Origin of the sequence: Rhizobium herbae (assembly GCF_017873135.1) — a bacterium.
In the GTDB taxonomy this organism is placed as follows: domain Bacteria; phylum Pseudomonadota; class Alphaproteobacteria; order Rhizobiales; family Rhizobiaceae; genus Pararhizobium; species Pararhizobium herbae.
In genome coordinates this window covers 20,768-44,913 of record NZ_JAGGJV010000009.1, presented here as the reverse complement: position 1 = coordinate 44,913, position 24,146 = coordinate 20,768, and the positions used below count along the sequence as shown (strand labels likewise).

22 protein-coding genes are annotated in these 24,146 nt (G+C 61.6%); 14 read left to right on the top strand and 8 right to left on the bottom strand.

Features of this window, described 5'->3' with window-relative positions; all coding sequences use genetic code 11:
• The first annotated feature begins 165 nt into the window (after positions 1–165).
• Entirely contained in the window at positions 166–1,239 is a 1,074-nt protein-coding gene (locus J2Z75_RS22395; RefSeq protein WP_209855001.1) for a sensor histidine kinase, read from the top strand.
• Positions 1,240–1,266: 27 nt separating this feature from the next.
• Here J2Z75_RS22395 and J2Z75_RS22390 read toward each other — a convergent pair whose 3' ends face one another.
• Complete coding sequence (locus J2Z75_RS22390; RefSeq protein WP_209855000.1) at positions 1,267–1,725, bottom strand: pyridoxamine 5'-phosphate oxidase family protein; 459 nt, start codon at positions 1,723–1,725, stop codon at positions 1,267–1,269.
• Positions 1,726–1,852: 127 nt separating this feature from the next.
• Positions 1,853–2,881, bottom strand: coding sequence for a zinc-dependent alcohol dehydrogenase family protein (locus J2Z75_RS22385; protein ID WP_209854999.1), 1,029 nt, complete (start codon positions 2,879–2,881; stop codon positions 1,853–1,855).
• Positions 2,882–3,068: 187 nt separating this feature from the next.
• Between J2Z75_RS22385 and ypfJ the strand changes: the two genes are divergently transcribed.
• The 3 genes from ypfJ to J2Z75_RS22370 all read left to right on the top strand — a co-directional run bounded on the left by ypfJ (position 3,069) and on the right by J2Z75_RS22370 (position 4,980).
• Positions 3,069–4,001: a KPN_02809 family neutral zinc metallopeptidase gene (gene ypfJ, locus J2Z75_RS22380; protein WP_209854998.1), complete on the top strand. Its 933-nt coding sequence runs from the start codon at positions 3,069–3,071 to the stop codon at positions 3,999–4,001.
• 209 nt (positions 4,002–4,210) lie between these two features.
• Positions 4,211–4,546: a hypothetical protein gene (locus J2Z75_RS22375; RefSeq protein ID WP_209854997.1), complete on the top strand. Its 336-nt coding sequence runs from the start codon at positions 4,211–4,213 to the stop codon at positions 4,544–4,546.
• Between the two features lie 86 nt (positions 4,547–4,632).
• On the top strand, positions 4,633–4,980 hold the full coding sequence (locus J2Z75_RS22370; RefSeq protein ID WP_209854996.1) for a hypothetical protein: 348 nt from the start codon (positions 4,633–4,635) through the stop codon (positions 4,978–4,980).
• 331 nt (positions 4,981–5,311) lie between these two features.
• On the opposite strand, the gene J2Z75_RS22365 is transcribed toward J2Z75_RS22370, so the two are convergent.
• On the bottom strand, positions 5,312–6,307 hold the full coding sequence (locus J2Z75_RS22365; RefSeq protein ID WP_209854995.1) for an aldo/keto reductase: 996 nt from the start codon (positions 6,305–6,307) through the stop codon (positions 5,312–5,314).
• A 118-nt stretch (positions 6,308–6,425) separates the two neighbouring features.
• On the opposite strand from J2Z75_RS22365, the gene J2Z75_RS22360 reads away from it, so the two are divergent.
• Complete coding sequence (locus J2Z75_RS22360) at positions 6,426–7,325, top strand: LysR family transcriptional regulator (RefSeq protein WP_209854994.1); 900 nt, start codon at positions 6,426–6,428, stop codon at positions 7,323–7,325.
• A 156-nt stretch (positions 7,326–7,481) separates the two neighbouring features.
• The gene (locus tag J2Z75_RS22355) at positions 7,482–8,738 is read left to right on the top strand and encodes a TCR/Tet family MFS transporter (RefSeq protein ID WP_209854993.1); all 1,257 of its coding nucleotides are present in this window, start codon (positions 7,482–7,484) and stop codon (positions 8,736–8,738) included.
• Between the two features lie 25 nt (positions 8,739–8,763).
• Here the strand turns inward: J2Z75_RS22355 and J2Z75_RS22350 are convergent, their stop codons facing one another.
• Entirely contained in the window at positions 8,764–10,335 is a 1,572-nt protein-coding gene (locus tag J2Z75_RS22350) for a hypothetical protein (protein WP_209854992.1), read from the bottom strand.
• Positions 10,336–10,574: 239 nt separating this feature from the next.
• On the opposite strand from J2Z75_RS22350, the gene J2Z75_RS22345 reads away from it, so the two are divergent.
• The 3 genes from J2Z75_RS22345 to J2Z75_RS22335 all read left to right on the top strand — a co-directional run bounded on the left by J2Z75_RS22345 (position 10,575) and on the right by J2Z75_RS22335 (position 13,044).
• On the top strand, positions 10,575–11,981 hold the full coding sequence (locus tag J2Z75_RS22345) for an MATE family efflux transporter (protein WP_209854991.1): 1,407 nt from the start codon (positions 10,575–10,577) through the stop codon (positions 11,979–11,981).
• Between the two features lie 27 nt (positions 11,982–12,008).
• Complete coding sequence (locus J2Z75_RS22340; RefSeq protein WP_209854990.1) at positions 12,009–12,566, top strand: GNAT family N-acetyltransferase; 558 nt, start codon at positions 12,009–12,011, stop codon at positions 12,564–12,566.
• Between the two features lie 94 nt (positions 12,567–12,660).
• Positions 12,661–13,044, top strand: coding sequence for a VOC family protein (locus J2Z75_RS22335; protein ID WP_209854989.1), 384 nt, complete (start codon positions 12,661–12,663; stop codon positions 13,042–13,044).
• Between the two features lie 63 nt (positions 13,045–13,107).
• Here the strand turns inward: J2Z75_RS22335 and carA are convergent, their stop codons facing one another.
• A complete protein-coding gene (gene carA, locus J2Z75_RS22330; RefSeq protein WP_209854988.1) occupies positions 13,108–14,313 on the bottom strand; it encodes a glutamine-hydrolyzing carbamoyl-phosphate synthase small subunit in 1,206 nt (401 codons plus the stop codon).
• Positions 14,314–14,594: 281 nt separating this feature from the next.
• Here carA and J2Z75_RS22325 point away from each other — a divergent pair, with 281 nt between their 5' ends.
• Positions 14,595–15,053, top strand: coding sequence for a GatB/YqeY domain-containing protein (locus J2Z75_RS22325; protein ID WP_209854987.1), 459 nt, complete (start codon positions 14,595–14,597; stop codon positions 15,051–15,053).
• Here J2Z75_RS22325 and J2Z75_RS22320 read toward each other — a convergent pair.
• On the bottom strand, positions 15,028–15,918 hold the full coding sequence (locus tag J2Z75_RS22320; protein ID WP_209854986.1) for a hypothetical protein: 891 nt from the start codon (positions 15,916–15,918) through the stop codon (positions 15,028–15,030). The two genes, J2Z75_RS22325 and J2Z75_RS22320, sit on opposite strands and share 26 nt — an antisense overlap.
• Positions 15,919–16,130: 212 nt before the next feature.
• Between J2Z75_RS22320 and dnaG the strand changes: the two genes are divergently transcribed.
• A complete protein-coding gene (gene dnaG / locus J2Z75_RS22315) occupies positions 16,131–18,125 on the top strand; it encodes a DNA primase (protein ID WP_209854985.1) in 1,995 nt (664 codons plus the stop codon).
• Between the two features lie 22 nt (positions 18,126–18,147).
• Here the strand turns inward: dnaG and J2Z75_RS22310 are convergent, their stop codons facing one another.
• Positions 18,148–19,284 carry an acyltransferase family protein gene (locus J2Z75_RS22310; RefSeq protein WP_209854984.1) on the bottom strand — a complete coding sequence of 379 codons (1,137 nt, stop codon included), beginning with the start codon at positions 19,282–19,284 and terminating at the stop codon, positions 18,148–18,150.
• 254 nt (positions 19,285–19,538) lie between these two features.
• Between J2Z75_RS22310 and J2Z75_RS22305 the strand changes: the two genes are divergently transcribed.
• The 3 genes from J2Z75_RS22305 (at position 19,539) to recQ (ending at position 23,175) form a co-directional block, all read left to right on the top strand.
• On the top strand, positions 19,539–20,174 hold the full coding sequence (locus J2Z75_RS22305) for a LysE family translocator (protein ID WP_209854983.1): 636 nt from the start codon (positions 19,539–19,541) through the stop codon (positions 20,172–20,174).
• A 167-nt stretch (positions 20,175–20,341) separates the two neighbouring features.
• Positions 20,342–21,187, top strand: a complete 846-nt coding sequence (locus J2Z75_RS22300; protein WP_209854982.1) for a glycosyl transferase — start codon at positions 20,342–20,344, stop codon at positions 21,185–21,187.
• Positions 21,188–21,324: 137 nt separating this feature from the next.
• On the top strand, positions 21,325–23,175 hold the full coding sequence (gene recQ / locus J2Z75_RS22295) for a DNA helicase RecQ (protein ID WP_209855318.1): 1,851 nt from the start codon (positions 21,325–21,327) through the stop codon (positions 23,173–23,175).
• A 158-nt stretch (positions 23,176–23,333) separates the two neighbouring features.
• Here recQ and J2Z75_RS22290 read toward each other — a convergent pair whose 3' ends face one another.
• Positions 23,334–24,104 carry an SDR family oxidoreductase gene (locus J2Z75_RS22290; RefSeq protein WP_209854981.1) on the bottom strand — a complete coding sequence of 257 codons (771 nt, stop codon included), beginning with the start codon at positions 24,102–24,104 and terminating at the stop codon, positions 23,334–23,336.
• Between the last annotated feature and the right edge of the window lie 42 nt (positions 24,105–24,146).

The following is a 24,146-nucleotide window of genomic DNA, read 5'->3' as shown; positions in this document are numbered from 1 at the left end:
AAAAAACTATCGCCGCCGCAAACCATCAGTGCAATTTTAGCGCGTATGTTTTGCGGCGGTTCGAGATGAGAGGCGACTCCTTTGAAAATAGCGTGTAGGAATTGGTTGGATGCGGCGCTGTCTTGACTGAAGTGCGGCCTGCAAGTCCGGAACAGGCACGACCATATGATCAATTTTCAGAATCTCGAAGACGCGCAAAGGCTGGCCCAGGCGATCGTCAACACGATTCACGATCCGCTTCTCGTCCTCGACAAGCGCTTCCATGTGCTGGCCGCCAGCCGATCCTTCTACGAGACGTTCAAGGTGAATGCCGAGGATACCTATGGCCGGTTGCTCTACACGCTCGGCGATGGCCAGTGGGACATACCCGCACTGCGTCTGCTCCTGGAAACGATCATTCCGGCACAGGCCGCCATGGACGGTTTCGAGGTCGAGCACGATTTCCCCGGCCTCGGCCGCAGGAACATGCTGCTGAACGCGCGGCAGGTGGTCTACGGCGAGGGCTCCGACGCGACGATCCTGCTCGCCTTCACCGACATCAGCGCCCGGCGGGCGGTCGAGCGCGAGAAGGAAGTCCTGCATGAACGCACCCAGGAGCTGCTGCTCCAGAAAGGCGTCCTGCTTCAGGAAATGCAGCACCGCGTTGCCAACAGCCTGCAGATCATTGCCAGCATCCTGCTGCTGAAGGCCCGTGCGGTGACGTCGGAGGAGACGCGCCGCGATCTGCAGGATGCGCATCAACGGGTGATGTCGGTCGCCGAGGTGCAGCGCCACCTTCATGTGACCGGCGGCATCGACCAGATCGAGGTCGGTTCCTACCTGTCGAAGCTCTGCGGCAGCCTGGCATCCTCGATGACGGGCGGGAGCCAGCCGATCGACATCAAGGTGTCGGCCGAAGACGGCCGGATCGGCTCCGATCAGGCGGTCAGCCTCGGTCTCATCGTCACCGAACTGGTCATCAACGCGATCAAGTATGCTTTTCCTGTCCCCAACTCCGGGGCGTCCATCGATGTGTCCTACGAGGTGAACGGCAGTGACTGGAAGCTTGTCGTTTCCGACAATGGCGTCGGCAAGACTATAGTGCCCAACGTCAAGTCAGGCGGAGGCTTGGGCACGGCCATCGTGCAGGCGCTGGTCAAGCAGCTGGGCGCGCAGATCGAGACGACATCTGGCGATACAGGGACGGCCGTGTCGATCGCACATGCAACCTTCACCGCGCGTCTGCCGGAAGCAGCTTAAGGCATGTTCCGGCAGCCATTTGTCCTCTCAACTATCGCGGGCGGTTGACTGCCTGCCGGTGATGCTGTCGATGTGGATGGTGAAGAAGACCGGCGCAATCGCCTTTTCGCCGGCAACAGCCGTGCCCGGCTTCAAGGCGCCCGGCTCCCACCAGTTCGCCCGTTTTTCCAGCAGGGACCAGGCGTGAATCCGTTCGTCGTGCCATTGCGGGTTGTCGGGGAGTTCTTCATAGCTGCCCTCGACGACAACGCTTCGCCACTCCTCATTGTCCTTGATCTCGCCAACCTGAACGCAGACCTGCGGGTTGGCTCTCAACCAGTCGATTTTCTGTCCGGGCATCGAAAAACCGTAGAGACTGGGAGATTCAAAAGCATACTGGATCGGCACGACATACGGCCGATTGTCCTTGGCGCAGGCAAGGTGGGCAATGTGCCCGCGCGACAGGACGTCGGCGCAGTCCTTGCTGGTCATCTCTTTCACGATCATAACGGCTCCGTTCCTTCCGGACATCGATTGTCCATCGGCAATGGTAGCACGGTTCGCGATCCGGTTTTCTAAATTCGGGTCCCGATGGACGAACGGCCGCAGCCTGATCGTTGCGTTTCTGCCGCCGCTACGCCGATGCTGCCATCGCCAGCACCTTCACTTCTCCCGCGACCGGCGGGTTGCGGATCACTTCCGGCGCCTCTTCCAGCGTGATTTTTCGCGAGATCAGCTTTTCGACGTTGATCACCCCTGAGGCAACCAGATCGGCGGCCCGGCGGTGGGTGAAGGGATTGATGAAGGAGCCGAGTACCCTGAGTTCCCTGAAGAGGATGTCAAACGGCTCGATCCGCACCTTCTCCCCCTGCGCCATGACGCCGAGGATGACGACGGTGCCGCCGGCCTTGGCAAGTCTTGTCGATTGCTCGACCGTCGCGGCGACGCCGGCGCATTCGATCACCACGTCCACCCCGCCCGGAACCAGCCCGTCAGGCCCCGCGATCTGCGCGATGATGTCGTCGGCGGAGGGATCGACGCTTGCCGTTGCGCCCAGCTCTTCGGCCAGTTTTCGTTTCGATTCCTGCCGTGTGGACAGAATGACGGTCGTCGCACCCGCCAGCCGCGCCAACTGGACCGTCAAAAGCCCGATGACGCCGCCGCCGAGCACCACGACGGATGAACCGGCCTTGATCTCCGCCATGTCGATGCCGTGCAGGCAGCAGGCGAGCGGCTCGCAGAAGGCGCCATGACTTGGGTCGAGGCTGAGCGGAATCTCGAAGGCCTGTTTCTGCGGCACGATGACATAATCGGCGAAACCGCCGTCGCGGCTGATGCCGATGGCTTTCAGATTGCGGCAGAGGTTGACCCGGCCCGCCTGGCATTGCGGGCAGCGGCCGCAGGAAATGTTCGGGTCGCCGGTGATCCTAGCGCCCAGCTTGAAGCCCTTCACGTCGCCGCCCATCGCCTCGACGATGCCTGAGAATTCGTGACCGAGCGTGACGGGCGGCGTCGAGGGAAACTCGCCATGCAAAAGGTGGCGGTCGGTGCCGCAGATGCCGCAAGCCTCGACACGCACCAGGAGGTCGTCCGGGCCGGGCACGGGTTTTTCCACCTCGCGCACGAAAAGGTTGCCGATCGATTCCAGGCGCATGGCTTTCATAGGATCGTTCCTCCCAAAACAATGTCCGCCATTCTGGCATGGCCCGTTGCTAGGTGCCAACCGTCGATCCGATTTTTAGGCGGTGAAAAACTTTGTCGTTTTGGTCTTGTACAAAATCGCCTCTGGCGCGTTATATGATCTTGAAAAGGTTAGACGGCCGCTAGGGCAGAGACGGGGAGATCACATCATGGAATGGAAGGGCCGGCGCCAATCGGGCAATGTCGAGGACGAGCGCGGATCAGGTCCGGTGCAGGGCGGCATGGGCGGCAATCCGTTCGGGCGCGGCGGCGGCTTCCGTCTCCCCACCGGTGGTGGCGGTCGCGGCGGCGGCATGAGCATCGGCACGATCATCTTCCTCGTCGTCATCTATTTCGTGCTCAAGATGATGGGCATCGACATGCTGCAGGTGATGGAGGGCGGACAGGTCAATTCGCCTGGCGTCGAGCAGAGCCAGTCCGGGGCGCCGCAGGGTTCGGCGCAGGAGGAGGAAACCAAGGCTTTCGTCTCGACGGTGCTGGCCGAGACTGAAGACACCTGGAACGGCATTTTCCAGGCCAGCGGCGAAACCTATGTCGAGCCCAAGCTCGTGCTGTTCCGCGACGGCGTCAATTCAGCCTGCGGCATGGCCTCGTCGGCCAGCGGTCCGTTCTATTGCCCGGGCGACCAGAAGGTCTATCTCGACATGGCCTTCTTCGATGAACTGGCCCAGAAATTCGAGGCTTCGGGCGATTTCGCCGAAGCCTATGTGATCGCTCACGAGGTCGGCCATCACGTGCAGAACCTGCTCGGAATCCTGCCGAAGGTCAACGCCCAGCGCCAGCGCATGAGCGAGGCCGATTCCAACCAGATGTCGATCCGCGTCGAACTTCAGGCGGATTGCTTCGCCGGTATCTGGGGCAAGTACACCCAGCAGAAGGGTCTGCTTGATCAGGGGGACCTCGAAGAAGCGCTCAACGCCGCCACCCAGATCGGCGACGATACGCTGCAGAAGCGGACCCAGGGCTATGTCGTCCCGGAAAGCTTCAACCATGGCACCTCGGCTCAGCGCTCGACCTGGTTCAAGCGCGGCTTCGACAGCGGCAAGCTGTCGGCCTGCGATACGTTCAAGGGCAATATCTGAGCGAAAGCCGGCGCGCCGCCATCCCGGCGTGCCGGCTTTATTCGCGATGCCACGGAAACAGTGAGCGGTTTGCGGGTTCGAAAAAATTTCATTCTTCGCGATGCGGCGGATCGCAAAAGGGACCGGACAACCTATATCTCTCCTGACCGGGGCGGCACGCCGACGGTAAAGCCGGCCGAAAGCTGGACGGCCAGTGAAGGAGACCAAGCATGCGGAAATTCATTGCCCTCACATTTGCGGCCACCGCGCTGGCCCTGTCGGTCCCGCCATCTGCCGGCGCCACAGAGACGCTCGGCACCATTCTTTTCGGCCACCCTTCCGAGCCCGGCATAGCTGTCATCTTCCTGCGCTCAAGCTACCATGATGACGACACAGTCTCTTCGATCTATCGCCATCCGTCCGCAGCCATGCTTGCGCGCGCGCAGGCCGAAATCGCCTCCAATCCGGTTATAAAAGCGTCGCTTGAACGCCGGAATATCCGGCCCCAGAACGTCCTTGCCATTCAGACCGCGCTTGATGGCGGCAAAGTCATCTATGCGAGATGACAGCCGCGCTACTACCGAAGTGACGGCGGCAGTCGGCGCATTGGCGGCAAGATATTCCGGTTTTTGATGTGTTGAGGAGAAAGACAGTGAAGAAGATCGTCACGCTTGTTCTGACCGCAGCTCTTTTATCCGCCGCCGGCAGCGTTCCGCTCATCGGAACCGCCTATGCCCAGAAGGCGCATTCGAGCCGCCCGGTCAACACCAATCCCCGGGTCACGGTGATCATCATCCGCGATTATATCGGTCCGGATGATTTCCAGCAGGTGCCGCGAACCTACCGGTATCCCTCGGCGCAGACCTATGCGCGCGGGCAGGAAGAGATCCGTTCCACGCCCAACATCCGCGCTGCCCTGCAAAAGAGAGGCATTCCGGCGCGCAACGTCAACGGCGTCCAGACCGCCTTCAATGGCGGCAAGATCGTCTATGTAAGATGATCGCGGGGATGATGCGCCATAGCGCCACAAGTGGTTGGGGTTCGGGCCTCTGGGGTTCAGGCAACGAATAGGCCGCCACTGGATACCACCCCGGCGGATTTTCTCTCCTTGAGGGGAGACCCAATGTCTCGGCAGTCTCCCTTTTCTCCCCATCGGGGAGAAGGTGCCCGTAGGGCGGATGAGGGGGCGGCTGGCTCAGAATATGCGGACGCACCCCCTCATCGTCTCGCTTTGCTCGACACTTCTCCCCGTTGGGGAGAAGAGGGAAGGCGCCGCCAATACTGCGCAATCCATACACAATCGCTTCCCCTCAACGGGAGGTAAAAGCGCCTTACTTCTCACTGTCCATATGCGCGAGCATCGCCTCGGGATAACGTCCACCGGCAGCCGCATTCTTGGGCACGGCCGCTTCGATGGCGGTGAGATCGGCGGCCGACAGGTTTATGCCCTGCGATCCCAGCGCTTCCTCCAGCCGCTCGACTTTTCGCGCGCCGATCAGCGGAATGATGTCGCTGCCCTTGGCCGCCACCCAGGCAATGGCGATCTGCGCCACCGAAACGCCCTTTGCTTGCGCGATTCTGCGCAGGGCTTCGACGAGTTCGAGGTTGCGGTCGACATTTTCGCCCTGGAAGCGCGGGCTGTGGGCGCGGAAGTCGCCCTTGCTCTGTCCGTGGCCCTTCTGCCAGTGGCCGCTGATCAGGCCGCGCGACAGCACGCCATAGGCGGTGACGGCGATGCCGAGATCGCGGCAGGCGGGCAGGATCGTATCCTCGATGCCGCGCGAGATCAGCGAATACTCGATCTGCAGGTCGACGATCGGGTGGACGGCGGCGGCTCGTCGGATCGTATCCGCGCCGACTTCCGAGAGGCCGATATGGCGGACATAGCCGGCCTTGATCATATCGGCGATGGCGCCGACCGTATCCTCGATCGGCACGTTCGGGTCGAGCCGGGCAGGGCGGTAGATGTCGATATAGTCGACGCCGAGCCGTTGCAGCGAATAGGCGACGAAGTTCTTCAGTGCCGCCGGACGATTGTCCATGCCGTTGAAGCCGCCGTCGCGGTCGCGCAGCGCGCCGGTCTTGACGCTGATGATCACCTTGTCGCGGGCGACAGCCTTCAGCGCCTCGCCGATCAGCATCTCGTTATGGCCCATGCCGTAGAAATCGCCGGTATCGAGCAGGTTGATGCCGGCATCGAGGGCCGCATGGATGGTGGCGATCCCGTCCGCCCGGTCGGAAGGCCCGTACATGCCGGACATGCCCATGCAGCCGAGGCCGAGGGTCGAGACGGAGGGGCCGGTCTTGCCGAGTTGAACATATTTCATGTCGCTTCTCCTTGGTTTCAGCCGCGCAGGCGGCGTCGTGTTCGGACGTGGTTTTACCGCGAAAGACTTTGTGCGATAATCCGCCTCAACGCGCACAAGCTGTTTGGAAAATCGTACAATGACCGATCTGCCGCTGGCCGACCTCGATGCCTTTACCGCCGTGGCGCGGGAGCGCAATTTTCGCGCCGCCGCCCGCCGGCGTGGCGTTTCGGCATCCTCGCTCAGCGAAGCGCTGCGGCGTCTTGAGGAGAGGCTCGGCGTCCGCCTGCTCAACCGCACCACCCGCAGCGTCACCCTGACGGAGGCGGGCGAACAGCTGATGGAAAGGCTCTCGCCGGCGCTCAGTGAGGTTGCCCTGGCGCTCGACCAGATCGGCAGCTTTCGCGACACCGCCACCGGGACCCTGCGCCTGAACGTCGCCACCGTCGTTGCCCGCGCCGTCCTGCCGGATCTTATCGCCGATTTCCTCAAGGCCTATCCCGGCATCACGCTGGAGGTCAGCGCCGACGACAGTTTCATCGACGTGCTGGCCGCCGGTTTCGATGCCGGCGTGCGTTATGACGAGCGGCTGGAAAAGGACATGATCGCGGTGCCGATCGGCCCGCGCCGCCAGCGCTTTGTCACCGCCGCGTCCCCCGCCTACCTGCTTGCCCATGGTGAGCCTCGCCACCCGCGCGACATCCTCGATCATGCCTGCATCCGTCACCGCTTTGCCAGCGGCAACATGCATTCATGGGAGTTCGAACGTGGCGACGAGACGGTACGCATTTCGCCGAAGGCCCGCATCACCGCCAATACGCTGGAGCTGGAAATCAGCGCCGCGATTGCCGGCCTCGGCATCATCGCCACATTCGAGGACTTCCTGGCGCCCGCGATTGCCCGCGGCGAGCTGGTGCCCATCCTTGCGGACTGGATGCCGGACTTTCCCGGCCCCTATCTCTATTATGCAAGCCGCAAGCACATGCCGCCGCCGCTGCGGGCCTTCGTCGATTTCCTGAAGAGCCGGCCGCGAAGCTAGCCGCTCAACCCCACATCAATGTTCCCGAAGCAATCATCACGAACATTGAAATGTTCACGTATTGTTTCGGTCTCTTTTTTTCGATAGAGACGATTTGCCAGTCCCCGTTCGCGTTCTGTATCCGCGCAAGGGCGGATGCAAAAAGAGGTTTGTTCGATGATCGACCCCAAGTCAGCGCGGCGCGGCCTATTCCTCGTTTTCGTCATCCTGTTCCTCGATATCATGGGCATCGCCATCATCGTGCCGGTGTTGCCGGCCTATCTGAAGGAGCTGACGGGCGATACGATCAGCGAAGCGGCGGTCGATGGCGGCTGGCTGATGCTGGTCTATTCCGGCATGCAGTTCGTCTTCGCGCCATTGATTGGCAACCTGTCGGATCGCTTCGGCCGGCGGCCTATCCTGCTTGCCTCTGTCCTGACCTTTGCACTCGATAATCTGATCTGCGCGTTGGCGGCAACCTACTGGATGCTGTTCGTCGGACGGGTGCTGGCCGGCATCAGCGGCGCCAGCTTTTCCACTGCCGCAGCCTATATCGCCGATGTCAGCGACGATACCAACCGTGCCAAGAATTTCGGCCTGATCGGTATCGCCTTCGGTACGGGGTTTGCGCTCGGGCCGGTGCTGGGCGGCCTTTTGGGCGAATTTGGCCCGCGCATTCCCTTCTATGGTGCCGCCGCCCTGTCCTTCGTCAACTTCGCCGTCGCCTGGTTCCTGCTGCCGGAGACGCTGGAAAGTCACAACCGTCGCCGTTTCGAATGGAGGCGCGCCAATCCGCTGGGTGCCTTGAAACAGATGCGCAACTATCCTGGCATCGGCTGGGTACTGCTGGTGTTCTTCCTGTTCTGGCAGGCGCATGCGGTCTATCCGGCCGTCTGGTCCTTCGTCGCCTCCTATCGCTACAATTGGAGTGAAGGACAGATCGGCCTGTCGCTCGGCATCTTCGGTGTCTGTGGCGCGCTGGTCATGGCCTTCGTGTTGCCGAAGGCTATCCCGCGTCTTGGCGAGTGGAAGGCAGGCGCGGTCGGCCTGATTTTCACCGGTCTCGGCCTTTTCGGCTATGCCTTCGCGTTCCAGGGCTGGATGATCTATGCCGTCATCCTCGCCACCTGCCTCGAAGCGCTCGCCGACCCGCCGCTGCGCAGCATCGCGTCTGCCAAGGTGCCGCCATCGGCGCAAGGAGAGCTGCAAGGCGCGCTGTCGAGCATTTCCAGCTTCACAACGATCCTCGGACCGCTGATGTTCGCGCAAATCTTCAGCGTTTTCACCGCGCCACAGGCCACCGTCACCTTCGCTGGCGCCCCCTATCTTCTTGGCGCCGTCTTCGTTGCTTTGGCCGTTACGATTTACCTTCTGAAGGTGCGGCCGATACCCGCGGCGGCGGAAGACGGCAATGATCTGGCACGGGCGGTGTGAGGCATCGCTTGGCCCTTCCTTGTTTTTACTGCGACGCCGGTTTGCCGGTCACATCATCCAGGACCATCTGATTGAGGGCGCACCACATGGGATAGTTCACATAGCCGCCGTGGTCTGCGATGACGTTGGAAAAGGCCCGCATGTTCCAGAACGGCGAATTTGCCGGCTCATATGATATATCGCCGCGGCTGTGTTCTGGCCAAAGTACCTGTCTGATCTGGTAGTTGACCCTTGGCGTTCGGGATACAAATGTGAGTTTGTTTTGTCCGTGCTCGGTGTAATGGCTGTCCCATCCGGAGGGGGAACGCTGCCGCGTTGCGCTGAGCCAGCCGTCCATGCTCACGCATTGAGTATCTGTTCTTGTCGCTGATTGCGCGTAACTGGTATTTTTCTCCGACCCGTCGTTGGTAACGATCTCGTGTGTCGCGCCAAAATGGTAGTTCTTTCGCGGAAGTACGTGTCCGATCGCATGGCGCCGGTCTTCGGCTAAGCGCAGGACTGCCAGCTGCCCAGCCGGAAAAGCCACGCCGGTAGCCCAGTCATAGGCCACCTTCTTGCCCTTCGTTTCACTCACCGCCCAGTTGTCGGTCGCGGTGAGCGAAACATAAATCGGACGTTGCCTTTGCGGGTATTCCTTTTCCCAGGCAGACGTTCGATCGATAGCGGCGATATCCCCGCTGACGCCGGCCACCTTCGATCGCATGGCCTTCTGTATATCGATCCAGTTGTGCGCTTCCGATGCCGGGTTGATGAGGACGGTCAAATCGCCCAGAAGCGGAGTCATTTCCGTTCCCGTTTTGTGTGCGATGACGGAATTGATGGCTCTCGTTTTCAATCCGGTCGCCAGCAGGTTGCCACCGAAGGAATGGCCGATGACCATCATTTTATCAGCATCCGGATTGCCGGGATCAAGGTTGAGCTGTGCTTGAATTTCGTCGATCTGCTCGATGACGAAGGGCGCGTGTTTTTCGCTCTGACGTTTGCGTGCCCAGAACGTCGGAGCGGCCAGCGCGGTGCCGATTGTTTCGTTTGCCGGTTCGTGGACGGATTTCCCCCGCCAACCTATATAGACCCCGACAACCTCCGTATCGCAATAGCGGCGTTTCTCCTGGCAGCGCCAGTTCAGGAAGCTTCTGGCGTAGGCCAGCAGGACCCGAAATCGGCGGACATCGTTGTCCTGCAGATTGGCATCATGGCGCCAGCCGTGGACGAAGGTAATGACGTATTTCTGTTTGTCGGATTGCAGCGCAGCCAAAAGTGCCTGGCTTTGCGCTGATGCCTTGCCCGGTTGATGCTTCAAACCCAGCGATCTTTCGTCAAACTCCAGAAACGCCAATTTGTAGCGCTTTTCGTTCTCCGCCAGCCAGCCCTCGTTTCCTGCTTCCGGCAACCGGTAGGTCGCGATCATGCAGGAATATCCTGTGCCGTTCGGTGTTTCGATGCCGTCTTCATCGGTTGTAAAGACGCCGGAACAGCCGGGCTCGCCGGCTCCCCTGTAGAGAGCCGAACTGGTCGAGGTGCAGCCCATGAGAAGGCTTCCCGCAAGCAGAACGCCAGCCATGAGCAAACAGTGTCTTTTTTCTCGATCGAATTTCATGAAGGCCCCCGCCAATTCATGACGAGTAGATCATATTCTTGAGCGCAATCAAGAGTTGATTTTTGCGTGTATTGTTGCCCTGGGTTTGCACGAAAAACGATCAATTTTTGTGATGTTTGGATGAAAATATAAGCACTTTGGCCTTTGTTGCTGGTGCTTTGCGACCGGTTGTTCTATTTCCGTCTCTTCCGTCGTGCGGCCCATTCCGGCTGCGACGAAGCCAAGGCTCGTTTCTCATCATGCTGACTTCGACCCCAAATCAGGCGGCCGTCCGCACAGATAACTCCTGGCCGGCGCATTATCGCGCCAGCATCGTGCTGGGCGTGCCCTTCGTTGGCGCGCAGCTGGCGCAGTTTGCCATCCATGCCACCGATGTACTGATGGTCGGTCGTCTCGGTACGACGGAACTGGCGGCGATGGTTCTGGCCGCCCAGATGTTCTTCACCGTCTTCATCTTCGGCTCCGGATTTGCCAATGCCGTCGTGCCGATCGTAGCCCAGGCCGAAGGGCGGGGCGACCGCGTTGCCGTTCGCCGCGCCGTGCGCATGGGCATGTGGGCCGTGCTCGGCTATGGCGTGCTGACGATGCCTGTCCTGTGGCAGGCGGAACATGTTTTGCGGATGCTCGGTCAGCAGCCGGAGGTGGCGGCTCTTGCCGGAAGCTATCTGCGCGTTGCGCTCTGGGGCATGTTCCCGGCATTGCTGTTCATGGTCCTGCGCGGGTTCCTGAGCTCGCTGGAACGCGCCGGCATCATCCTCTATGTGACGATCATCGTGCTGCTCAGCAACGCGGCGCTGTGCTACGTGTTCATCTACGGTCATTTCGGCGCGCCTGCGCTCGGCATCGTCGGTGCCGCCATCTCGGCGTTCGTGGTCAACACGCTGAGCTTCGTGCTGCTCTATGCCTATATCCAGCTTCAGCCGCAGACCCGTTCCTACGAGATATTCGTGCGCTTCTGGCGGCCTGACTGGCCGGTGCTGAAGGACGTCGTCAAGCTCGGCCTGCCGATCGCCGTCACCATCCTGGCCGAGGTCAGCCTGTTCACCGTCGCCTCGCTTTTGATGGGCATGATCGGCACCGTCGAACTCGCTGCCCATGGTATCGCCCTGCAGTTCGCCTCCATCGCCTTCATGGTGCCGCTCGGTCTGGCGCAGGTGGCCACCGTGCGCATCGGTCTTGCCCATGGCAGGCGGGATGCCGAGGGGATCAAGCGGGCGGCGATTGCCGTGCTGGTCATCGGCTGCGGATTTGCCCTGATCGGCAGCTTCGTCTTCGCGGTGTTTTCGCACGAGCTTGCCGCGATGTATCTCGATACAAGCCGGCCGGATGCGGCGCAGGTTCTCGCCTATGCCGGTCCGCTGATCGTCATCGCCGGAGCGTTCCAGCTGGTCGATGGCGTCCAGGCCTTGGCCGCTGGCATGCTGCGCGGCCTGAAGGACACTACCGTGCCGATGATCCTGGCGCTGGTGTCCTACTGGGCGATCGGTTTTTTCGCCGCCTATCTGCTCGCCTTCCATTTCGGCTTCGGCGGCGTCGGCGTCTGGTACGGCTTCGTCCTCGGCCTTGCCGCCGCCAGCATCACGCTGACCTGGCGCTTCTTCCGGTTTCTGTCGCGGGAGCGGAAGTTGCTGGCTCTACCGGCATAGGACGATCTGTCAAGCGCGGAGATGGACATGCCGGAAAACGCACTGAACTTTCAGCCGGAACTGATCGGTGAAACGCTTGTTCTGCGTCCCCTGAAGGCCGATGATTTCGACGGGCTCTATGCGGCCGGCAGTGATCCGGCCGTCTGGGCAGGGCACCCGGCCAGGGAACGGTACAAGCCGGATCTTTTCCGCCAGTATTTCGACGCCCAGTTGGCCAGCAAGGGCACGCTGGTTTTCATCGATCGGGCTACCGGTAAATTGATTGGCTGCTCGCGCTATTACCTGGCGCCGGACCAGCCGCAGGCGGTCTCGATCGGCTTCACCTTCCTCAACAATGCCTACTGGGGCGGGGCGACCAATTTCGAGATCAAGCGCCTGATGCTCGATCATGCTTTCAAGAGCGTCAATGACGTGTGGTTCCACATCGACCCCGCCAATATCCGCTCGCAGAAGGCGACCGCCAAACTCGGCGCGACGCATGCCTATGATGCGGTGCTGGATATTTCCGGTTCGCCGGTGAACTGGATGTGCTTTCGACTGACGCGGGATGCCTGGGCCAGGGTGAAGTCAGCGGAGGGACACTGAACTGGAAGCCCGATCGCAGCCTTGCTGTGTTATTTTTGTTCTTTATTTGTTCCGTTTTCTCGTTTAGGCTGGCGATGATCAAACGGAGGATAAAATGACCGCTTATGCGACTGTTGGAACATTGGATCATGCAGCGTCGGTGCGCTTCTACGACGCGACCCTGGCCACAATCGGCTGGAGCGCCCACGCCAACTATCCGGGCTGGCGTGGCTATACACTGGGCGGGACTGGCGAAGGCTTCCTTCTGTGGGTCTGCGAACCGTTCAACAACGAACCGGCGACACCCGGCAACGGCACCATGGTCGGCTTCATGGTGAAATCGCATGCGGAGGTCGATGCCTTCTACCATGCGGCGCTCGCCAATGGCGGCACCGACGAAGGAGCGCCAGGCGCTCGTCCGCAATATGGGCCGGACTGGTACTCGGCCTATATGCGCGACCCGGCCGGCAACAAGCTGTCCGTGGTCTTCAACGGCTAAACGCAAAAGCCTCGGTACTCCTTTGAGAGACCGGGGCTTTTCGCCGTTCAATGACGCTAAATCTCAACGTTCTGCGAGGGCCGGTTCGCCCTTCTTCTCGCGCACCAGGTTGATGAAGCGGCGGAAGAGGTAGTGGCTGTCCTGCGGGCCTGGCGAGGCTTCCGGGTGATGCTGGACCGAGAACACCGGCTTGCCGGTGAGGCGCAGGCCGCAATTGGTGCCGTCGAACAGGGAAACGTGAGTCTCTTCAACGCCTTCCGGGAGGGACTTCGAATCCACCGCGAAGCCGTGGTTCATCGAGACGATCTCGACCTTGCCGGTCGTATGGTCTTTCACCGGATGGTTGGCGCCGTGGTGGCCCTGATGCATCTTCTCGGTCGTGGCGCCGAGCGCAAGACCGAGCATCTGGTGGCCGAGGCAGATGCCGAATAGCGGGATATCGCTCTTGATCAGTTCCTGGATCACCGGAACCGCATATTCGCCGGTCGCTGCCGGATCCCCCGGGCCGTTCGACAGGAAGATACCATCCGGCTTTTGCGCCAGAACCTCTTCGGCCGATGTCGTTGCCGGCATCACGGTAACCTTGCAGCCAAGGCCTGTGAACAGGCGCAGGATGTTGCGCTTGACGCCATAGTCGAGCGCCACGACATGATGCGTCGTGTCGGCCTCGGTCAGTTCGTCGTAGCCTTCGTTCCAGACCCAGGGCTTTTCGCTCCAGCGCGAGGTCTGGCCGGAGGAGGCTTGCCTTGCGAGGTCGAGTCCTTCGAGCCCACTCCAGGCTTTCGCTTCCGCCTTCAGCGACTCGATGTCGAAGACGCCGTTCGGGTCGTGGGCGATCACCGCGTTCGGGGCGCCGTTCTCGCGGATCCAGGCCGTCAGCGCCCGCGTGTCGATGCCGCTAAGCCCGATGATACCGCGCGCCTTCAGCCAGGCGTCGAGATGCTTTTCGGCGCGGTAGCTGGACGGCGCGGTGATGTCGGCCTTGAAGATGACGCCGACCGCGCCGTGGCGGGCTGCCGGCGTCAGGTCCTCGATATCCGCGTCATTGGCGCCGATATTGCCGATGTGCGGGAAGGTGAAGGTGACGATCTGGCCGAGATAGGACGGGTCGGTCATGATCTCCTGGTAGCCGGTGAGCGCCGTGTTGAAGACCACTTCGGCCTGCACCTTGCCGGTGGCGCCGATGCCCTTGCCCTCGATGACGGTGCCATCGGCCAGAACGAGCAGGGCGGTTGGTTTTGCGGTGGTCCAGGGCGCTGTCGCGGTCATAATCTTCATCCCGTTCAGGCGGCGCATGGCGGACGTTCAAGGGAACGCCGGCCGGCCGTTTTGGTTTGCAGGCGGGCAGATGCGGGCGATGGGCGCGCGCTGTCAGGCCTGGTCACGATGTTGGTGCAGGTGACGGTCAATAGCCGCAGCATCCGCCAAGGTCAATCTTGAAGACGGGCGGATCGGGCTTTTCCTTATGCTTTTACCGCGGATTGACGCAATTCGTTTGCTCCCTCTCGTCCGGCTGGTTTATGAAGCGCCATCAAACAGGAGTAAGGACAATGATACGCGATCAACTCGCTGCCGCCCTCAAGGATGCGATGAAATCGAAGGATGCGCCGCGGCTTTCTACCGTCCGTCTGATTCAGGCCGACATCAAGACCCGCGATATCGCCAATCGCAGCGCCGGCAAGGGCGAGGCCAGCGACGACGAAATTCTGCAGATCCTGGCAAAGATGGTCAAGCAGCGCGAGGAATCGGCGAAGATCTACGAAGACAACGCCCGCCCGGAGCTTGCCGCCAAGGAACGCGCCGAGATCGTCGTCGTGCAGGGCTTCATGCCGAAGCAACTGTCGGACGCGGACGTGCGCGCCAATGTCGCCGCGGCGATCGCGGAAGCCGGTGCAAGCGGCCCGAAGGACATGGGCAAGGTCATGGCCGTGCTGAAGGAGCGTTATGCCGGCCAGATGGACTTTTCCAAGGCATCGTCCGTGCTCAAGGAACTGCTGTCAGCTGCCTGACGCCCGGTACCGGCGACGCGGCTTCCGCATGGAACGCCGCGTCGATGATGGCGAATTTTTCCGCCTGGTAGATCCAGTATTCCTTGACGAACCCCTGCGAAAGCCAGAGCATGTTGCGGCGCGAGACGGTTTCGAAGCTGACGCTGCCCATTTCGGCCGCCTTGCTCATCAGCCGTTTCAGATGCGTCTTTGAAATCATGTAGGACTGGCAGATATCGGCCGATGAAACCGGGCCGATCATCGTGCGCGGTGCATCCGGATCGAATTCGGTGATCATCGAGATGAAGTAATCCATCACCACACCGCCGGAGTTGGCCCATGTAAAGAGATTGAACGTCTCGCCGGGATTGCGGACGCCGTGGTTTTCCAGGAGACCAAGCGCGATGATCGGCTGCAGCCGGGTAAACAGGGCGGGGTTTTCCGTCAGCGAAACCGCCCGGTTTCCGCCGTCCAGCGTGTCGAGGATGGCCAGATGCGCGTAGAGCCACCTGACCACCTGCTGGACCGCGGTATCGGTCGGCTCCAGTGGCCGCATGCGATTGTCGGGCGGATTGTCGCTGGCACGCACGAAACGATAGGCCAGCATTTCCTGGATGAAGGTCGCCGCCGTGTTGCGGCTGGCAATGCCGTGATCGATCGCCTTGCTGACGAAGCGCCCGGCATAAAGCTGTTTCGTCGGATCGGCTGGGTCACGCCCATAATGCAGCGAAAGCCCGAGCTGCGCCATCAGCCAGCGCTGTTGCGAGGCAAAGATCGAGGACATTCGCGGATTTTCGGCGAACATCGCCGTCATCTGCCGCGCATAGATCCGCATGGCTTTGAAGAAGGTGGTGTTGGAAGCAAGCTCGTTCGCTGAGAAAATCATCGCGGGAATCCGAAAGGGCCATGAACACTTCATTGCCTTTGTATACGTTTGCTATCAACATTTTATTCAAGGAATATGTCATGTCCACGGGGGCATGCGCGGTTTCCAGCCGGATGCCACGTGCGATGGCCTGTGAATTGCGGGTATGACCTCCACCCTCGCTGGCGCGGGCGCGGTTTGCCGCCTATATGGAAGCCAGCCCAGAGGTATTCATGCGATTTTCCAACTCTTTCCTTGACGAGATCCGCGACCGCGTTCCCATTTCGGACGTGATCGGCAAACGCGTCACCTGGGATCGCAAGAAAACCAATGCCTCGCGCGGCGACTACTGGGCCTGCTGCCCGTTCCATGGCGAGAAATCCCCGAGCTTCCATTGCGAGGACCGCAAGGGCCGCTACCATTGCTTCGGCTGCGGCGTCTCGGGCGATCATTTCCGCTTTCTTACCGATCTCGACGGCATGGCCTTTCCCGAAGCCGTGCAGCAGGTCGCCGATCTCGCCGGCGTCGCCATGCCGCAGCCCGATGTCGAGGCGGAAAAGCGCGACCGCCAGCGCACCGGCCTGCAGGATGTCATGGAAATGGCGACGCAGTTCTTCGAAGCCCAGTTGCAGACCGCGAACGGCGCCAAGGCGCGGGCCTACCTGCGCGACCGCGGCCTGACGGGCCGCACCATCGAGACTTTTCGCCTCGGCTATGCGCCGGAAAGCCGCAATGCGCTGAAGGAGCATCTCGCCGGCAAGGGTGTGCCCAAGGACCAGATCGAGGCCTGCGGCCTCGTCGTCCATGGCCCGGATATCCCGGTGTCCTACGACCGTTTCCGCGACCGCATCATGTTCCCGATCCTGTCGTCGCGCGAAAAGGTCATCGCCTTTGGCGGCCGCGCCATGTCGCCGGACGCGCCGGCGAAATACCTCAATTCCAACGAGACCGAGCTCTTTCACAAGGGCAACGTGCTCTACAACTTTTCCCGCGCGCGCAAGGCGATGGGTGGCGCTGACGGCGCAGGCACCATCATTGCCGTCGAAGGCTATATGGACGTCATCGCCCTGCATCAGGCCGGCATCGAGAATGCCGTTGCCCCGCTCGGCACCGCGCTGACCGAAAACCAGATGGCATTGCTGTGGAAGCTCACCCAGCAGCCCGTTCTCTGCTTTGATGGCGACGGCGCCGGCATCCGCGCCGCCAACCGGGCGGTGGACCTGGCGCTGCCGCATCTGAAGCCCGGCTTCTCAGTCCGCTTCGCCATGCTGCCGGATGGCAAAGACCCCGACGATCTGGTGCGCCACGAAGGCCGCGCGCCGTTCGACAAGGTGATGGCGTCTGCCCGCTCGCTGTCGGAAATGGTCTGGCTGCGCGAGGCGCAGGCCGGCTCCTTCGATACGCCGGAGAGCCGCGCCCAGCTGGAGGCGACACTGAAGCAGGTCGTCTCGGTGATATCAGACGAAAACGTCCGCCGCCACTATGGCCAGGATGTCCGCGACCGGCTCAACCAGTTCTTTCAGGGTGCTTCGCGCCAGCAGAACGGCCAGCGCGGTTTCGACCGCAACCAGCGTCAGGGCGCCAACCGCAATGGCGGCCAAGGTCGCGGCGGCCAGCCGGGCGGGCGTATGTCGGAACGCTCCGGCATTTCCGATCGTCTCGCCCGCTCGTCGCTGGTCAGCGGTCATCAGGCCCTGCCGCCGCTGCGCGAAAGCGTGCTGGCGCTGACCATCGTCAATCATCCGCAACTACTGTTCGAGGAATATGACGAGATTTCCGCGATCGAATACGACAATCGCGACCTGCAGCGCTTCTGGTCGTCGGTGCTCAACGCCGCCGCCGCCAAGGGTCCGCGCCTGTCGCGCGAAATCCTCGTCGAGCAGTTGGAAACCGAAGGCTTCGGCGACCTGCTGAAATCGCTCGACCAGCAGATCCGCTTCGCCCGCCTGTGGACCGCGACGACTGCCGCAGCACCGGAAGACGCCCGCGAAGGCTACCTCCAGGCGCTGGCTTTGCACCAGCGCACCAAGGCCCTGCTCTGGCAGCGCCGCGAACTCGAAAGCGAGCTCGCCTACGCAACGGAAGAAGGCGACGACGACACCGTCAGCCAGATCCTGCGCAACTTGCAGGAGGTGCAGCTGGAAGTGACGCGGCTGGAAAACCAGGAGGCGATCATTGACGGCTTCGGCGTGCTGTCGGGACGGGTGAAGGGGCCGGCGGGGAAGTAGGGGGCAGCCTTGGCCCCCTTGTCTATTCTCCGGGCGGAACATTCGCCCGAGCGGGGATCGTCTGGGCGCGTTGCCCGATGTTTCGGCCGTATTGGTGAAACGGCAGCTCGATGAAAACATAGGAGAGCCGCGAGATCACCAGGGTTCCGGCCAGGGTTGCGCAGACAAGAACAGCGAACTGCGGCCAGGGTTCATCGATGCCCAGCGCCTGAACCGCGCGCAGCACCAGGATCAGGACGATCATGTGGGAAAGGTAGACCGAGTAGGCCATGCTGCCGATCCACTGCAGCGGCCGCGCATTCGCTACCCTGCTGAAAAGTGCCGCCGCCCCGCCTTCCTTTTCCCGGGCGCAGATCACCAGCATGATGACCGTCGCCCAGATGAGATACGGCAGGACACTGACCGATCGCTGCAGCAGCAATCCCGCGATCACAAGCGCCCAGACTTTCACGATCGGTATCGATCGCAGCGGATGGGCTTCTCTGTCCCGGTATTTCATGAAGATGAACGTCGCGATCCCGAGGGTAAAATCGAGAAGCCATCCGCCGATGAAGCTTTCCGGCATTCGCGGCAGGATAAACGCAACCGCAAGGGCGCCGAGAAGCAGCAGCCCGATACGGATCGCATTCATCTTCGTCGTCAGCACGGCAATGAAAAACGGCGCTATCAGATAGTATTGCCATTCCAGGGATATGCTCCAGGCCTGTCCCAGAAATGCATAGTCTGTCGACGGAAGCAGGCTTGGCGGCACGAGACCGTGCAGCGCCGGCAGATGTGCTGCGAGATGCCAGGGCCAATAGGTGATCGTATCGGTCGCGATCTTTATTCTCGCCGCCTGCATCACGCCGGAGGGTGCATTCAGCCAGGTTTCCAGGGCGAAATTGGCCAGGAGGACGGAAAGCGCCAGGTAAAACAGGTAGACCGGGAAAATTCGGAACGCCCGGCGCGTGATATAGAGGCCATAGCCCTCCGGCTTCTTGTCGATCAATGCGGCGATGGCAAAGCCGCTTAAGAGAATGAACACGGTGACGGCGTAGAAATTGTAGAGCTTTGCTTCGATCAGGCGTCCGTGCAGGACAGAGGCGGTCGCGACGTGCCCAACCACGACCCAGATCGCCAGAACCCCGCGCAGGGCTTCGAATTCTTTTACGTACCGCATCAAACCACCGTTCATTCGTGCTGTTGCGTCGGCATCATCTTAGTGCACTGCAGCAATTTTTAGTCAACCGCTGAAGATGGGTGCCCGGTTCCCGAAATTGGGCGGTTCCGCCGCGACACGCTTTTCACCATGGCGGAGATACTCGAAGGGCTGCAGGGCGCGTTAGCCTCTTGCCGAGGGGGCGATGAATTGCAAAAGTCGGTTTTCAACGCGGGACCTGCGGCGCCGTTTTGCAAGTCCGGAGGAGGGGAACCATGACTGAAATCACCTTGCTGGCTTTCGCACTCGTTTCGTTCATCGGCATCGCCACGCCCGGTCCGACCGTGCTTCTGGCGCTGACCAACGGCTCGCGCTTCGGCGTGCGTCGCGCGCTCATCGGCATGGTCGGCGCGGTGCTGTCCGATTTTGTCCTGATCGGCGCTGTCGCCTTGGGGCTCGGGGCGCTGCTGGCGGCGTCCGAATTCTGGTTCTCGGTGGTCAAATGGATCGGCGCCGGTTATCTCGCCTTTCTCGGCATCATGCTGCTGCGCTCCAAAGGCACGTTGAGCGAGACCCTGCACGGCACGGCGGAGAGCGGTTCTGGATCGGCGCGCGCCATCTTCCTGAAAAGCTTCCTGGTCGCCGTCACCAACCCCAAGGGATACCTGTTCTTCTCGGCCTTCCTGCCGCAATTCATCGTGCCGGTGGAACCGCAGGTCCAGCAATATGCCGTTCTCGCCCTTGTCTTTGCGACAATCGATTTTCTGGTCATGTTCGGTTACGCAACGCTCGGCTCGCAGGCCGTGAAGGTGCTGAAAAAGTCCGGCGCGCTGTGGCTCGACCGCATCTGCGGCGGCGCGCTTCTGGCGCTCGCCGGTTCGCTGGCGTTTTACCGGCGCTCGAGCGTTTGATAGTTTGGCGGTGATGATGGATGGGGTCGCGGTATCGCGTTGCTCACCGACCAGCTGTGCGGGATGTACGCATGTCGATGAATCCTGTGGGCTGAAAAGCGAAGTCCAAGCTTGATAATCGCGCCGACAAGGCCTTTAAGACAATCTGCAAAAAAGGATTGTTGGACATGGCGACAAGCGTTCTGGATGCGAGCGGCGGCGTAAAGCAGGTGATTTGCATCAACTGGGGCACCAAATACGGTCCCCCCTTCATCAACAGACTGTATGCGATGGTCGCTCGCAATATCACGCCGCCATTCACGTTCACATGCTTTACGGACAACCGTGCCGATCTGCGTCCTGAAATCCTCTGCGAGGACCTGCCGCCGCTTGACGTTGAGAATATGCCGGTCAACACGAAAGGCATCTGGCCGAAGGCCCGGCTGTGGGGTCCCAAACTTGGCAGTCTGACCGGTCCTGTCCTGTTTCTGGATCTCGACCTGGTTATCGTCGGTTCGCTCGATGGGTTTTTCGAATGCGGCAAAGCCGACGACCTGTTCATGGCGCGAAATCAGACCACGCCCTTCGAACGGCTCGGGCAGAGTTCAGTGTTCCGGTTCTCGGTGGGGACATTGTTGCCATTGCAGGAAAAATTTCGCGCTAACCCGCAGAAGGTTGCAGACGAGTATCGTTTCGAACAGCGTTTCGTGACGCGTAACGCACCGGGAGGCGCAAAGTTTTTTCCGCGTCGCTGGGTGCTGCATTTCAGGCAGGATTGCCGGCGCCCATTTCCTCTCAATTATGTCCTGCCGCCACGCCTGTTGCCCAACGCCCGCGTGGTGCTGTTCCCGCGTGATATCTTGCCGCAGCACGCCATCGACGGGCAATATGGCTATAGAGGCCGCATCGGCTCACGCCGCGACCATATTCTTGGCGTGTTCGATGCAAAGAAGAGGGGAAAGCGATGGCCCTTTCGCTATTTGCGGCAATTCATACTTCCCTCTCCATGGGTTGCCGATCACTGGCGCGAATGAGGCTGAATGCCGATCATCCGCTCTCGCTTGATGGCACGTGACACTGTCTTTCCGTATCGATATCCAGTGCGGAATCATGCGAGAGTGACGGGCTGCAAGAGAAAGATTTCATGTCCCAGCTGCAAAGACCCGATGCGATGCCCCGGATGACCGAACGGCCGTTCGACGCCGCGTCTGGCCGCAAAAATCCCCTCGACATCCTGAAAACCGTCTACGGCTATCCGGCCTTTCGCGGCAAGCAGGCCGCCGTGGTTGAACGGGTTGTGTCGGGCGGCGATGCCGTCGTGCTGTTTCCGACCGGTGCCGGCAAGTCGCTCTGCTTCCAGATCCCCGCGCTTTGCCGCGATGGCGTCGGCATCGTCGTCTCGCCGCTGATTGCGCTGATGCGCGATCAGGTCGAGGCGCTGAAGCAGCTTGGCGTCAGGGCGGCGGCACTCAATTCGTCGCTGACGCGCGAAGAATTCCTCGATGTCCGCCGGGCGATCGCAAACGGCGATCTCGATCTTCTCTACGTAACGCCGGAGCGCATCGTCACGCCGGCCTTCAAGGAGATGATCGGCAATGCGAAGATTTCGCTGTTTGCCATCGACGAGGCCCATTGCGTCTCCCAGTGGGGCCATGATTTTCGCCCGGAATACCGCGAACTGGGCCAGCTTGCCGAGCATTATCCGGGCGTGCCGCGCATGGCGCTGACGGCGACGGCCGATCCGCATACCCGCGAAGACATTATCGACAAGCTGTCCTTGCGTTCCGCCGAAGTCTTCACCACCTCGTTCGATCGTCCCAACATCGCCTATGAGATCGTCGAGCGCGACCAGCCGCGCCAGCAGCTGTTGCGCTTCCTGTCGCGCCACAAGGGCTCGAGCGGCATCGTCTATTGCCTGTCGCGCGCCAAGGTCGAGGACACCGCCGAATGGCTGAACGGGCAGGGTATTCGCGCGCTTGCCTATCACGCAGGCATGGACCGCTCGGTGCGCGATGCCAATCAGGATGCGTTCCTGAAGGAAGAAGACCTCTGCCTGGTCGCCACCGTTGCCTTCGGCATGGGCATCGACAAGCCGAACGTGCGTTACGTCGCCCATCTCGACCTGCCGGGCTCGGTCGAGGCCTATTACCAGGAAACCGGCCGTGCGGGGCGCGACGGCCTGCCGTCCGATGTCTGGATGGCCTATGGCATGGCCGATGTCATCCAGCGCGGCCGGATGATCGATGGCGGCACCTCGGGCGACGATATCAAGCGGGTCGAGCGCGCCAAGCTCAACGCGCTGCTTGCCATCTGCGAGACGCCCGGCTGCCGGCGGCAATCGATCCTTGCCCATTTCGGCGAGGCGCATGCCGGCAAGTGCGGCAATTGCGATACCTGCGTCAATCCGGTCGAAACCTGGGATGGAACCGACGCCGCCATCAAGGCGCTGGCCGCCATCTACCGCACCGGCGAACGTTTCGGCACCGGCCACCTGATCGACGTGCTGCTTGGCAACGAGAACGAAAAGACCACCCGTTTCGGTCATGCCGACATGCCGGTCTTCGGCGCCGGCAAGGATATCCCCTCGAAAACCTGGCAGTCGGTCTATCGCCAGCTTCTCGCCGCCGGTCTGGTTAGTGTCGATCACGAGGCCTTTGGCGCGCTGAAGCTGGAGCCAGACGCCCGCGCCGTCTTCAAGCGCGAACGCGAGGTCCGCTTCCGCAAGGACCGGCCGACGACGGGCAAGGCCGCGCGTCACTCGAAGGGCGGCTCGCCGGCTGCGAAAGCCGAATTGTCGGGTGGCGACCAGGATCTGTTCCAGCAGTTGCGGGCGCTGCGCGCCGGCCTCGCCAAGGAGATGGGCGTGCCCCCTTATGTCATCTTCCCGGATACGACGCTGATTGCGCTTTCCAAGGAGCGGCCGCAGACCCGCGACGCGCTTTTGGGCATTTCCGGCATCGGACAATCGAAGCTGGAACGCTATGGAGATGCGTTTCTGAAGGTGATTAGGGCATTCGAGTAGGCTCGTGTTCCGCAGCTGAGCGGCTTGCTCGTTCTTCTCCCCAGTGGGGAGAAGCGCCGGATGAGGGGGCGGCTGGCTCCGAATTTGCCGAACCACTCCCTCATCGCCTCGTTTCACTCGGCACTTCTCCCCGATGGGGAGAAGTGGGAGAATGTCGCCTACATCCGCACCGTCATGCCACCGTCCACCGTCAGCACATGGCCGTTGACGAACGACGCTGCGTCGCTTGCCAGAAACAGCGCGGCACCGGCGATCTCGTCGGGCCGGCCCCAGCGCTGTGCCGGGATGCGCTGGCGCACGAAGGGCATCAGCTCCTCGTTGGCCGCCATCGCCGCGTTGGTTTCGGTGGCAAACCAGCCGGGTGCAATCGCGTTGCTGGTGATGCCATGGGGACCGAATTCAACCGCCATCGAGCGCATCAGCCCGGTCAGGCCCTGTTTGGCGGCGGGATAGATGCCGTCGCCCGGCATCGCCACCTGGCCGTTGATCGAGGTGATGGCAATCAGCCGCCCGTGTTCGCGGCGCTTCATGATCGCGGCGGCATCGCGCGACAGGGTGATGGCGGCGATCAGGTCGGTGCGGATGAGGTCGAGAACGGCGTCGTCGTCGAATTCGGCCAGTGGCCGTCGGTCGCGGGCGCCGACATTGTTGACGAGGATGTCGAGCCGGCCGTGCCGTTGCTCGATGCCGGCAAGCGTGGCGCGCTGCGCCTGCCGGTCCGCGATGTCGAAGGCCGCGGCTTCCGCGCTGCCGCCCGCAGCTGCGATCTTGCCGACGGCGTCCTCAAGCGTCGCCACCGTGCGTCCGCTGACGACGACATGCGCTCCGGCCTCGGCCAGCGCCCGGGCGATCTCCAGTCCGAGCCCCCGCGCGCCGCCGGTCACCAGCGCCACCCGGCCTTTCAGGGAAAATCTGTCGAAGATGCTCATGGTGCCCTCGTCGCATGGATATATGTGCCCATCGACACCGAA

Excerpts from the sequence above, each read along its gene's own strand:
- J2Z75_RS22335 (WP_209854989.1), top strand. The coding sequence starts at position 12,661 with ATGACCGCTTATGCGACTGTTGGAACATTGGATCATGCAGCGTCGGTG.
- J2Z75_RS22320 (WP_209854986.1), bottom strand. The coding sequence starts at position 15,918 with ATGATTTTCTCAGCGAACGAGCTTGCTTCCAACACCACCTTCTTCAAA.
- J2Z75_RS22305 (WP_209854983.1), top strand. The coding sequence starts at position 19,539 with ATGACTGAAATCACCTTGCTGGCTTTCGCACTCGTTTCGTTCATCGGC.
- J2Z75_RS22350 (WP_209854992.1), bottom strand. The coding sequence starts at position 10,335 with ATGAAATTCGATCGAGAAAAAAGACACTGTTTGCTCATGGCTGGCGTT.
- J2Z75_RS22365 (WP_209854995.1), bottom strand. The coding sequence starts at position 6,307 with ATGAAATATGTTCAACTCGGCAAGACCGGCCCCTCCGTCTCGACCCTC.
- J2Z75_RS22345 (WP_209854991.1), top strand. The coding sequence starts at position 10,575 with ATGCTGACTTCGACCCCAAATCAGGCGGCCGTCCGCACAGATAACTCC.
- J2Z75_RS22360 (WP_209854994.1), top strand. The coding sequence starts at position 6,426 with ATGACCGATCTGCCGCTGGCCGACCTCGATGCCTTTACCGCCGTGGCG.
- J2Z75_RS22290 (WP_209854981.1), bottom strand. The coding sequence starts at position 24,104 with ATGAGCATCTTCGACAGATTTTCCCTGAAAGGCCGGGTGGCGCTGGTG.
- dnaG (WP_209854985.1), top strand. The coding sequence starts at position 16,131 with ATGCGATTTTCCAACTCTTTCCTTGACGAGATCCGCGACCGCGTTCCC.
- ypfJ (WP_209854998.1), top strand. The coding sequence starts at position 3,069 with ATGGAATGGAAGGGCCGGCGCCAATCGGGCAATGTCGAGGACGAGCGC.
- J2Z75_RS22355 (WP_209854993.1), top strand. The coding sequence starts at position 7,482 with ATGATCGACCCCAAGTCAGCGCGGCGCGGCCTATTCCTCGTTTTCGTC.
- recQ (WP_209855318.1), top strand. The coding sequence starts at position 21,325 with ATGCCCCGGATGACCGAACGGCCGTTCGACGCCGCGTCTGGCCGCAAA.
- J2Z75_RS22390 (WP_209855000.1), bottom strand. The coding sequence starts at position 1,725 with ATGATCGTGAAAGAGATGACCAGCAAGGACTGCGCCGACGTCCTGTCG.
- J2Z75_RS22310 (WP_209854984.1), bottom strand. The coding sequence starts at position 19,284 with ATGCGGTACGTAAAAGAATTCGAAGCCCTGCGCGGGGTTCTGGCGATC.
- J2Z75_RS22340 (WP_209854990.1), top strand. The coding sequence starts at position 12,009 with ATGCCGGAAAACGCACTGAACTTTCAGCCGGAACTGATCGGTGAAACG.
- J2Z75_RS22300 (WP_209854982.1), top strand. The coding sequence starts at position 20,342 with ATGGCGACAAGCGTTCTGGATGCGAGCGGCGGCGTAAAGCAGGTGATT.
- J2Z75_RS22395 (WP_209855001.1), top strand. The coding sequence starts at position 166 with ATGATCAATTTTCAGAATCTCGAAGACGCGCAAAGGCTGGCCCAGGCG.
- J2Z75_RS22385 (WP_209854999.1), bottom strand. The coding sequence starts at position 2,881 with ATGAAAGCCATGCGCCTGGAATCGATCGGCAACCTTTTCGTGCGCGAG.
- carA (WP_209854988.1), bottom strand. The coding sequence starts at position 14,313 with ATGACCGCGACAGCGCCCTGGACCACCGCAAAACCAACCGCCCTGCTC.
- J2Z75_RS22375 (WP_209854997.1), top strand. The coding sequence starts at position 4,211 with ATGCGGAAATTCATTGCCCTCACATTTGCGGCCACCGCGCTGGCCCTG.
- J2Z75_RS22325 (WP_209854987.1), top strand. The coding sequence starts at position 14,595 with ATGATACGCGATCAACTCGCTGCCGCCCTCAAGGATGCGATGAAATCG.